Origin of the sequence: Methylibium sp., from assembly GCF_013817365.1 — a bacterium.
GTDB lineage: Bacteria > Pseudomonadota > Gammaproteobacteria > Burkholderiales > Burkholderiaceae_C > Methylibium.
The window spans coordinates 1-6,410 of the sequence record NZ_JACDCU010000230.1; the positions used below are offsets into that span (position 1 = coordinate 1).

Annotated in this window: 7 protein-coding genes; 5 read left to right on the forward strand and 2 right to left on the reverse strand. The window is 68.2% G+C overall.

Annotated features, from left to right (window positions below):
- From H0W38_RS13920 to H0W38_RS13940, 5 genes are all read left to right on the forward strand, one after another.
- Window positions 1–1,959, forward strand: a 1,959-nt coding sequence (locus H0W38_RS13920) for a M66 family metalloprotease (RefSeq protein WP_292455050.1), incomplete at its 5' end; no start/stop codon positions are given.
- 63 nt (window positions 1,960–2,022) lie between these two features.
- Window positions 2,023–2,268, forward strand: coding sequence for a plastocyanin/azurin family copper-binding protein (locus H0W38_RS13925; RefSeq protein WP_292455051.1), 246 nt, complete (start codon window positions 2,023–2,025; stop codon window positions 2,266–2,268).
- Window positions 2,269–2,463: 195 nt separating this feature from the next.
- Window positions 2,464–3,447 (forward strand): diacylglycerol kinase family protein, encoded by a 984-nt coding sequence (locus tag H0W38_RS13930; RefSeq protein ID WP_292455054.1) that lies wholly within the window; start codon window positions 2,464–2,466, stop codon window positions 3,445–3,447.
- Window positions 3,444–4,262 carry a metallophosphoesterase family protein gene (locus H0W38_RS13935; protein WP_292455057.1) on the forward strand — a complete coding sequence of 273 codons (819 nt, stop codon included), beginning with the start codon at window positions 3,444–3,446 and terminating at the stop codon, window positions 4,260–4,262. The genes H0W38_RS13930 and H0W38_RS13935 overlap by 4 nt, the downstream gene beginning before the upstream one ends.
- Window positions 4,252–5,073, forward strand: coding sequence for a phosphatase PAP2 family protein (locus tag H0W38_RS13940; RefSeq protein ID WP_292455060.1), 822 nt, complete (start codon window positions 4,252–4,254; stop codon window positions 5,071–5,073). The genes H0W38_RS13935 and H0W38_RS13940 overlap by 11 nt, the downstream gene beginning before the upstream one ends.
- 39 nt (window positions 5,074–5,112) lie before the next feature.
- Here H0W38_RS13940 and H0W38_RS13945 read toward each other — a convergent pair whose 3' ends face one another.
- Together H0W38_RS13945 and H0W38_RS13950 are read right to left on the reverse strand one after the other, a co-directional pair.
- Window positions 5,113–6,006: a Crp/Fnr family transcriptional regulator gene (locus H0W38_RS13945; protein WP_292455061.1), complete on the reverse strand. Its 894-nt coding sequence runs from the start codon at window positions 6,004–6,006 to the stop codon at window positions 5,113–5,115.
- A 60-nt stretch (window positions 6,007–6,066) separates the two neighbouring features.
- Window positions 6,067–6,410: hypothetical protein (locus H0W38_RS13950; protein WP_292455064.1), on the reverse strand; the 344-nt coding region annotated here is incomplete at its 5' end.

The window sequence follows — 6,410 nt, forward strand, 5'->3', positions numbered from 1 at the left end:
ATCAAGGACTGCTTCATTCCGGCGGGCTCGCTTGCGCAGGGCACGATCATCGACAAGCTTCCGAGCGGCTACGCCAAGTGCGCCGGAGAGTATGAAAACCCGATCTGCAACTTCGCGGGCAAACTGATCCTCGCCTATGGTGCGCCCGGTCGTTATGTGACCGCAGAGGTGCCCGGGCCATTCGATTGCAGACAAGGCAATGCGGTCCTCGGAGACCCTGCCTATGGAGTCGTCAAGGCCTGCTTCATACCGACAGCCGCGCCGCCACCGCCGCCGGCACCGACGCCGCCCCCGCCGGCACCGACGCCGCCGCCGCCCTCTCCAACCCCACCCCCCGCAGCCAGCTCTGCGCGCATTGCTGGGATCGAGCTGGGCCAGTCGCATCTGTACCCCAGCGGCGACAGCGAACTGGTGCTGGTGGCCAACAAGCCGGCGTTGGTGAGGGTGATGGTGACCAACGCCAACCAGCAGCAAGCCAAACCCGCCGGGACGCTGCGGGTGGAAACCGCCAGCGGCGCGCTCGTGCAACAGCTATCGCTGACGGCGCCGACGGGCAACGTGCCGACGGCAGTACCGCAGGTGCCCAGTTTCTCGGACTCCTACTCCGCCGTGGTGCCGGGCAATCTGGTCAAGCCCGGTTTGCGTCTGACGACCCGGTTGAACAACGGCTCGGCGGGCACCACGATCAATCCCCGCGTGGGTGCCGGCTATGCAATGAAGCTGGTCGCAGTACCGGTGCAGATCGGCAGCACCGTGGGCAGCGTGGTCTCGCAGGTCAACCCCGGCACCTACCTTCAGGGTCGCCTGCCGGTGAACGTGCAGCAGCAGACGCGTGCGCCGTACGTGTCCACCCGGGTCAGGTCGATGCCGACCAATGAAAGTCAATGGTCGTCTGTCTTCAGCACCCTCCTCGGAGAACTCAACGATCTGCGCCAACTCGAACAGGCGCCCGACAACGCTTTTTATTACGGCTTCATTCCGAAGCGGACCTTCGGCTTGGCGGGAGTCGGCTTCGTGCCTGGCCGGGCGGCTGTCGGCTTCGACATCCCCTCTTCGCCGACCGTGGTGCTGGAGACGATGACGCACGAAATCGGGCACAACCTGCGCTTGAGGCACGCGCCTTGCGGTGTGTCCGGTGATTCGCAGTTTCCTTACCCGAACGCTCGGTTGGGGGAGCCGGGGCGCTACATATGGGGCTACGACCTCTCCACGAAAAAGTTCACTGACCCGAGAAGAACCGACCGTCACGACTTGATGAGTTACTGCAACGGCGACACCTTCTCCGACTACAACTACCGCAAGATGCAGGTCTACCTGACACCGACGGACGCGGTCTTCAGGATGGCGTCTGCCGCTCCGATGACTGCCGAGGCTGCCGTTGTGTCGACCGAACCGCAGGAGTTGCTGCTCATCAGCGGCCAGATCGAATCGGGCAAGGCCAGCTTCAAGCCGGTGAAGTCGCTGTCAGGCGTGGTCAGGGCGCAGCAGGAGGGGGAGTACACCTTGCGCATCGTCACCGCAAAGGAAACGGTCGAACATCGCTTCGAAGCCAGCGAGATCGACCATCTGCCGGACCTGAAGTACTTCAGTTTCACGATTGCCAAACCCGGCCCCATCCTGAGCATGACGATCCTCAAGGACGGTGTGGAGCTGGCGCAGCGTCAGGCAAGTGCCTCTCGGCCCGCCGCAGCCAGCACCGACGAACGGCAGCAGCCCGCCGCCGGGGCGCAACAGCCGGTGCAGGTCAGCGAACAAGCCGGGGTCCTCCGACTGACGTGGGACCACGTCAAGTATCCGTACCTCACGGTCACGCATGTGGGCGCCAAGCGGTCGACGCTGGCCCAGGATCTCGAAGGCGGCGATGCTTCCTTGTCGTTGGCGGGCGTCCCCGTCAAGGGCAGCTTCGAGTTCAGTTTGTCCGACGGGCTGAACACGCTGCGGGTGATGCACAACCGATAGTTCGTCACGTCACTTGGCGCGGCCCGGCACAACGGGCCGCGCCGAGGTGGCCCCCCGAGCGACGTGGCGATCAGCGGTTTTGCCTTCGGCCCCGGTGCCCTGAAGGTGACGGCGGGGCAGAACGTGACCTGGACCAACGCCGACGACACGCCGCACCAGATCACCTTGGCCGACGGCGGCAAGCGCAGCGGCGTAATGCTGAAAGGCCAGAGCGCCATGCTGCAATTCGACGAGGCCGGCAACATCGCCTACTTCTGCGGCCTGCATCCCGGCATGAAGGGCAGCATCGAGGTGACGGCCAGGAACTGAGGCGATCCGTCGTCGACCGAGCCCGGCCGCTCAGCCGGGCTTTTTTGTGCGCGACGCCGTGCCGCAGGGTGCGAAGGCACCGGCGTGCGCAACGCCGCCATGCCCGCGCCGACGGTCTGTTCGACCACCAACGGTGGCCGGCCCCCATGCTCTACTCGTCGGCCCGGGCGTCGGCCCGCTTCGCGAGCACTGCGCATGTCGCTTCCTGTCGTCGATGCCGCCACTCCCTTTTTCATCGTCTTGAACGCCGGTTCCGGCAAGCGGGATGCGAGCGAGACGAGAGCGGCGATCGAAACCGTACTCGGCGAGGCGGGCCGTACACACGAGGTGTTCGAGGTCAAGGACGCTTCGCGCCTGCAGGAGACGGCGCGCAGCGCGCTCGGCAAGGCGCGCGAGCGCGGCGGCGCAGTGGTTGCGGCAGGCGGCGACGGCAGCCTCAATGCGGTGGCGCGGCTCGTGCTGGGCAGCGGTTGCGCGTTCGGCGTGGTGCCGCTGGGCACCTTCAATTACTTCGCCCGCACGCACGGCATCCCGACCGACACGGCCGATGCGGCGCGCTCGCTGCTCGATGCCGTGGTGCGGCCGGTGCAAACGGGGCTGATCAACGACCGGCTGTTCCTGGTCAACGCGAGCCTGGGCCTGTACCCGCAACTGCTCGAGGATCGCGAGGGCTACAAGCAGCGGTTCGGCCGCAGCCGTGGGGTCGCCTTCATCGCCGGTCTGGTGAGTGTCTTGCGCGAGCATCGCCAGCTGCGCATCCGGCTGGATCGCCCGGACGGCGCGCGCAGCATTCGCACGCCCACGCTCTTCGTCGGCAACAACCGGCTGCAGCTCGAGCAGATCGGCATCGACGAGGCTGCGATGGTCGAGCACGGCCACCTGGCCGCGATCACGCTGCGCCCGGTCGGCTGGCTGTCGATGCTCGGGCTGCTGGTGAGCGGGGCACTCGGGCGGCTGGGCGACGCCGACAACGTGTTCAGCTTCGGCGTCGACCGCATGACGGTGCGCCAGGCGCTGCCCTACGGACCCAAACGCGTGAAGGTGGCGACCGACGGTGAGATCGTCTGGCTGAAGATGCCGCTGGAGTTGCGCGTTTCGCCCGAGCCGCTGTACCTGCTGGCACCGCGCTCGCCGGTCTACGAAGGCGCGCGGGCCGACGGTGCGGCTCCGGATTCATGAGCGTTCTGCTGCAGATCTCCGACACCCATTTCGGCACCGAGCAGGCGCCGGTCGTGGAAGCGCTGGTGCGCCTGGCGCACGCGCAGGCGCCCGACGTGGTGGTGCTCTCAGGCGACATCACGCAGCGCGCCCGTGCTTCGCAGTTCCGCGATGCGCGCGCCTTCGTCGACCGCTTGCGCGCTCCGGCGCTGCTGGTGATTCCGGGCAACCACGACATCGCGCTCTTCAACCTGGCCGCGCGCATCTTCGCGCCCTACGCCACCCACCGGCGCGCCTTCGGTTGCGAACTCGAGCCGCAGTTCGAGTCGCCCGATCTGCTCGTGCTGGCGCTCAACACCACCCGGCCCTGGCGCCACACCGACGGCGAGGTCTCGGCGGAGCAGATCGAGCGTGTGGCCCGCCGACTCGGCGCGGCGCACGCTGCGCAACTGCGCATCGTCGTGGTTCACCAGCCCGTGGCCGTCACGCAGGCTTGCGACGAGGAGAACCTGCTGCATGGCCGCGAAGCGGCGGTCCGGCGCTGGGCCGAGGCCGGCTGCGATCTCGTCCTGGGCGGCCACATTCACCTGCCTTTCGTGCTGCCCCTGAGCGAGCGTTACGCGCTGCTGCCGCGCGAGATGTGGGCCGTGCAGGCGGGCACGGCGGTGTCCGCGCGCGTGCGCGGCGATGCGCCCAATTCGGTCAACCTCATACGCCACGGCACGACGCACCGGCGCTGCCGCATCGAGCGCTGGGATTACAGCGCCGGGCAGCAGGCCTTCGAGTGCGTCCACGGCCTCCACGTCGGCGCGGCGCCCGACCCTGGTGAACGCTGAAGACTCGGCCCTTGTGGCGCTCGCGCACGGGCTCGGTGAGCACGCGCTGTTGGCCTTCGGCCTGGCGCTGGCGGCGCTGCTGGCAGTCGTGGCACTGCTGTGGCGCGCGCTGCAGCACCGGCCCGCGCAAGGGGCGCTCGGTGCGGCGCCTGCGGCCTTTCTCCTGCTGCGCGCGGCGTTCGGCTTTGCGCTCATCGTCGGCGCCGCGGCACTCTTTGCCGAGCTGGCGGACGAACTGGAGACTCGCGAGGAGATGGGTGCCGTCGACGAGGCCTTGACTGCCGCGCTGAGCGCGAGCGTGCCGCCCTCCGTGCTGCAGGTTTTTGCCCTCGTCACCCACGGAGCCGACACCGCCACGCTCACCGTGCTGGGCATTGCCGTGGCCGGCGTGCTGCTGGTGCGCGGGCGCCGAGGCTTGGCGCTCGCGTGGGTGACGGCGGTGGGCGGCAATGCGCTGCTCAACGTCACGCTCAAGGGCGTGTTCGAGCGCGCCCGGCCGCTGCACGACGATGGCCTGGTGCTGGCGCAGGGCTGGAGTTTCCCGAGCGGTCACGCTTCGGGCGCGGTGGTGGCCTACGGCATGCTGGCCTATGTGTTGGTGCACAGCCTGCCCGCGCGCTTTCACCTGCCCGCGGTGCTGGTGGCCGCTGCGGCCGCCTTCTCGATCGGCTGTAGCCGCGTGTTCCTGCGCGTGCACCACGCAAGCGATGTGGTCGCCGGTTTCGCTTCCGGCGGCGCCTGGCTCGTGGTGTGCATTGCGAGCGTCGAGGCGACGCGCTGGTACAGACGGACGCGGGTCGCGAAAGGCTGAGCGCGCAGCCCGAAGGCGATCTCGATCCGGCGACCTTTCTCAGCCGGTCTCGGGCGGCTCGGGCAGGAGGCGTGCGGTTTCGGTCTTCATGACGGCGTAGCACTCGCAGACCTGTGCTTCGAGCCCGTACCGGTCGATGATGCCGATGCGGCCGCGGCGGCATTCGATCAAGCCGCGCCTGCGCAGCCGGCCGGCGGCCTGCGTGATGCCTTCGCGGCGCACGCCGAGCGAACTGGCGATCAACTCGTGCGTCATCTTCAGTTCGACGTGCGGCGAGCGGTCGAGGCTGCCGAGCAGCCAGCGGCACAACTGCTGTTCGAGCGAATGATGGCGGTTGCAAACGGCGGTCTGCGCCATTTGCATCATCAAGGTTTGCGTGTAGCGCAGCAGCAACTGCGTCGCGGCCTCGCCGCGCTCGAACTCCTGCTTGAGCCACTGGGCGTCGATGCGCCAGGCGTGGCCTTCGCTGCGGACGACCGCGCGGTGCAGCCCACCTTCGCCGCCCATGAAAATGCCGACGCCGAGCAGGCCCTCGTGGCCGATGGCGGCGATTTCGGTACAGCTGCCGTCCTGGTTGCCGCACAGCAACGAGACGATTGCGGTGGTCGGAAACCAGGCCGATTGCGCTGGCGCGCCGGCTTCCTGCAGCGTGGCACCGAGCGGCATTGCGACCCGATCGAGCCGCGGGTCCAATCGCTGCCGGGCCGCCACGGGCAGCATCGACAGCAGCCGGTTCGGCCGCCACTGTTGTACGGCGAAGGATCTGCAGTGCAGTGCGGCATCGCTGCTCGACTCGGCATGAGGGTCGGGCGACAGGCGCACAGCCGCGTCGGGTGCAGGCTCGATGCGCAGGGTCTCGCGCTCGTCGCCCAGCCGGATGCCGTCGCGCCTTGCACGCGGTGTGCGCACCGGGCGTTGCAAGTCCTTGTGCATGGGGCTCCTGTCGATCTTCGCGCGGGGTTCGGCGCGTGCCGGCACCTTAGCGAAGCAGCATTACAGCGTCGCTAGGTCCGCGCCGCGAGGGGCTGTAAGCCGTTTCCGACGTGAGGCCTCGGCTGGCGCCTGAAAGGCGGATGCTTTGCACGCCTCGATGCCGGCGATCGCCACGGCACGGGCCACTGATGCCCGCACCGCGGCCGGTTCGCTGCCGCACGGTGTTCGCTTGGAGAGGCGACGACCATCGCCGCACGCGGCGGCTTCTTCGAGCCGGCGCCAGTCGAATGCCCGTCCCTGAAGGAGCGCTCCATGAGCCGAATCATCTACATCGTTGGTCTGATCGTCGTCGTTGTCGCGGTGCTGTCGTTCTTCGGCCTCAGTTGAGGTGCCGGCGGGCGCAG